The organism is Streptomyces sparsus, from assembly GCF_054776295.1.
Window position 1 is genome coordinate 1 of sequence record NZ_BAAHCA010000547.1, and the last position, 3329, is coordinate 3329.

Sequence of the window (3329 nt, forward strand, 5' to 3'; positions counted from 1 at the left end):
CCGGCTGCCGCAGCACCGTCAGGAGCGGTGTCGCGGCAGCCGGGCGGGCGGTACGGGCGGGAGCGGGAACCTCAGGACGGCTTGGTCGCGGCGCGGGGCTCGGCGTCGTCGGTGCCCAACTCGACCTGCTCGACCGGCGTGGTGATGCGCACGACCAGCAGCACGAGCAGGACGACGGCGGCCAGCCCCGCCGCTCCCAGATACCCCGTCTTGGTGGAGGTGGCGTCGACGACCGGACCCAGCAGCAGTGGAGAGGCGAACTGGCCGGCGAAGCTGGCCGTGCCGGAGAGGGCGACCGCCCGGCCCTGCTGCTCGGCGGGCGCGCTGTCCGAGATGAGCACGGTGACGGCGGGCATCAGGATGCCCAGGCCGAGTCCGAACAGTCCCATGGCCGCTGCCATCACCCATGGCGAGTTGGTGACGCCCAGGATGAGGAAGGCGCCGAGCCACAGGCCGGCCGAGCTGCGCAGCAGCGCCGGATAGCCGAGGTGGGAACGGACCCGGGCGTAGACGAGGCCGACGAGGCTCATCGCGATCGTGCTGGCCATGCTGACCAGCGCCACCAGGAAGGGCTCCTTGACGCCGACCTCACCGAGCCGGATGGGCATGAAGATGGCGAGCGCGTACAGCAGCACCGAGGAGATGACCAGCAGGGCGTAGTGCCCGAGCAGCGCGGGGCTGCGGCGCAGCAGGGTGAGGATGCCGGCGCGGTCGCCTTGGCCGTGCTCGGCGTGCCCAGGGGCGCCGGGGGCTTCGTCGCGGTCGGTGGCCGCACGCCCTGCGGCGTCACCGGTGTCGGCTTCGGCTGCCGCTTCGGACGCGGTGGCGGCGTCGGTGCGGGGCAGGATCCACCAGGCGGCCAGGCCGAGCGGGATGCCGACGGCGTAGATCAGGAAGGGGGCGTGCCAGGACAGGCCGCCTACGGCGCCGCCGAGCAGCGGCCAGACGATGCCGCCCATGCTCATCGCGGTGGACCGCCAGCCCATCACCCGGTCGCGCTGGGCGCCGCGGTAGAGAGCCAGCATGGCCACGGTGGTGCCGGCGAACACCGCGGCGGCGGCCAGCCCGAAGACCATCCGGCTGAGCAGCAGCCCGACGTAGGAGTCGATGACGGCGCCCGAGGAGCCCGCCACGCCGTAGAGCAGCAGTCCGGCGACGAGCGGGGTGCGCACCCCGACCCGGTCGATGAGCCGGCCCACCAGCGGGCTGGCGAGCGCGATGGTGAGGCCGTGGGTGGTGATGATGAATCCGGCCGCGGTGCCGCTGAGTCCGAGGTCTCCGCGGATCACCTCCAGCACGGGCGCGATGATGGCGCCGGCCATGACGGTCAGGGTGGAGGCGAGCAGCATGACGGCGAGCACCGCTGGGTTGCCGCCTGCCGTCCGGGCCTTCGGGGTGGGGTGGTGGTTCGTCATCCGCTCATCTCCTGATACGCAGGGCCCGGCTCGGGGCGGACCGGAAGGCTGATGTGCGACACGCTAGAACTTGAAGCCTTGTTGAAGTCAACGCCGCCTGAACAGCGCCTTCGTCACTTCGGGACTGCCGTGCCGGCACGTGGTTCGTCGCGGGCCGGGCGCTCGGCGCCGGCGTCAGTCCAGAGGCACCTGACCGGTGCCCTGGTGCCAGACGACGCGGCAGGTCCAGCTGCGGAAGCGCCAGCCGTCCGGGGTGCGCACCGCCTCGGCCAGGTAGTAGCCGCCCACCTCGAACAGCGGGGCCAGGTCGGGTCCGGCCTGGGCGCGGGCCTGCTCCGTCTGGACATGGGTGGCCAGCATCTGGCAGCGCACGGTGGCGGTGTCGCCGGACAGTTCCACGAGGTGGTTGGCGGCCAGATGGTGGGTGCGGGCGAACTTGGCCTTGGCCCGGTGGTGGAACTCGGCGAGGCCGTCGAGTCCCTGGAAGGTGCCGAGCGGGAACTCCAGTCGCACGTCCTCGGTGAAGACGGACCGCGGCCAGCAGTCGTCAAATCCGAGGTCGTCCTGGGTGTCGAGCAGGATCACATAGCGGCTGACCAGGTCGGTTATCTCTGCCCGGTCAGCCAGTTCCCGCACCCGGGTGCGCAGTCGGTCGACGTCCGAGGTCATGGTCTGCTCCTGTCTGGTGGGCCGTGGGCGGCCCCCTTGGAGCGTCCCGGGGATGCCTCCCGGGCTGCGCTCCGGTGAGCGGCGGGCCGCTGTCGAAGTACGGGCTGAACCGGGCGGACGCCGAGCGTCCCGCCTCGGTGGCTCTCCCGTTTCCGGCCGGCCGGGTCGCCACGAAAACGCAGGCCGGCTTGGCCTCGGCGAGGAGCCGGAGACGCACGTACGTCCGTGAATCCGCGCCGTCACCCGTCGGCGCGCGTTCGCCGCGCTTTCCCTCCTTTTACGCAGACATCCGCCCAGCATAATGAGGGGAACTCACACGCCTTTGCGAGGTTCGACAAATTCCCGTCAATTCTTGCCGAACTCCGGAAACCTGTGCCATTCGCCGTCGGGTGACGTCGAGGCGTCAAGCGGCGTCAGCTTTGCGCCAATATCTCCGCCAGTTTTTCCGCCTGCCGCAGGGAGTCGGCGGCGTCCGGGCAGGACCCGGTGCGGACCGCGCCCGCGAAGGCGGTCAGGGTGGCCGAGACCTGGTCCTCCGCGTCGAGGGTGAGGGTGTCGGTGCCGCCGCCGTACTCGACGCGGATCACCGGGCGGTGGTCGGCGGGCGGGGTGAACGCCCGGTCGACGGTGACCCGGGCCCGGGAGCCGGTGAGTTCGTAGACCGAGCGGTAGGCGTGGTCGAGGCCGAAGGCGAGCTGTGCGGTGACGCCGGCGGGCGTGCGGAGCAGGGCGGCCCCGGAGACGTCCACACCAGTGTCCGCCGCCGTGGTGAGACCGGCGCCCAGCACCCGCAGGTCGGGCCCGAGGAGGTGCAGCGCGGCACGGACCGGATAGACGCCGTTGTCCCACAGCGTGCCGCCGCCCAGCTCCCGCTGGTGCCGGATGTCCCCGGCGGGACGCGCGGGCACGGTGAACTCCGCTCGCAGGGAGCGGAGTTCACCGAGGGTTCCGTCCGCGATCAGCTTGCGCACGGCTTCGTGCTGCCCGTGCCGGACGAACATCACGTTCTCCATCAGGGCGAGCCCGGCCGCGCGGGCCGCGGCGAACAGCTCCCGGGTGCGGCGGACGTCCGTGGTGAGCGGCTTCTCCGCCAGCACGTGCTTGCCCGCGTCGAGGGCCGCCGCCACCCAGTCGGCGTGCAGGGCCGCGGGCAGCGGCACGTACACGGCCTCCACCTCGTCGTCGGCGAGCAGCCGGCGGTAGCCGTGCACCGCCCGGCAGCCGACGGTGCGGGCGGTGTCGGCT

The 3329-nt window shown here is 72.3% G+C and carries 3 protein-coding genes; all 3 read right to left on the bottom strand.

Annotated elements, in window-relative coordinates:
* Positions 1–71 precede the first annotated feature (71 nt).
* Positions 72–1415, bottom strand: a complete 1344-nt coding sequence (locus tag ACYVE9_RS19965; protein WP_461029254.1) for an MFS transporter — start codon at positions 1413–1415, stop codon at positions 72–74.
* 174 nt (positions 1416–1589) lie between these two features.
* A complete protein-coding gene (locus ACYVE9_RS19970; RefSeq protein WP_461029255.1) occupies positions 1590–2084 on the bottom strand; it encodes a nuclear transport factor 2 family protein in 495 nt (164 codons plus the stop codon).
* A gap of 413 nt (positions 2085–2497) precedes the next feature.
* The coding region (locus ACYVE9_RS19975) for a Gfo/Idh/MocA family protein (RefSeq protein WP_461029256.1) at positions 2498–3329 on the bottom strand (832 nt) is incomplete at its 5' end.

Excerpts from the sequence above, each read along its gene's own strand:
- ACYVE9_RS19965 (WP_461029254.1), bottom strand. The coding sequence starts at position 1,415 with ATGACGAACCACCACCCCACCCCGAAGGCCCGGACGGCAGGCGGCAAC.
- ACYVE9_RS19970 (WP_461029255.1), bottom strand. The coding sequence starts at position 2,084 with ATGACCTCGGACGTCGACCGACTGCGCACCCGGGTGCGGGAACTGGCT.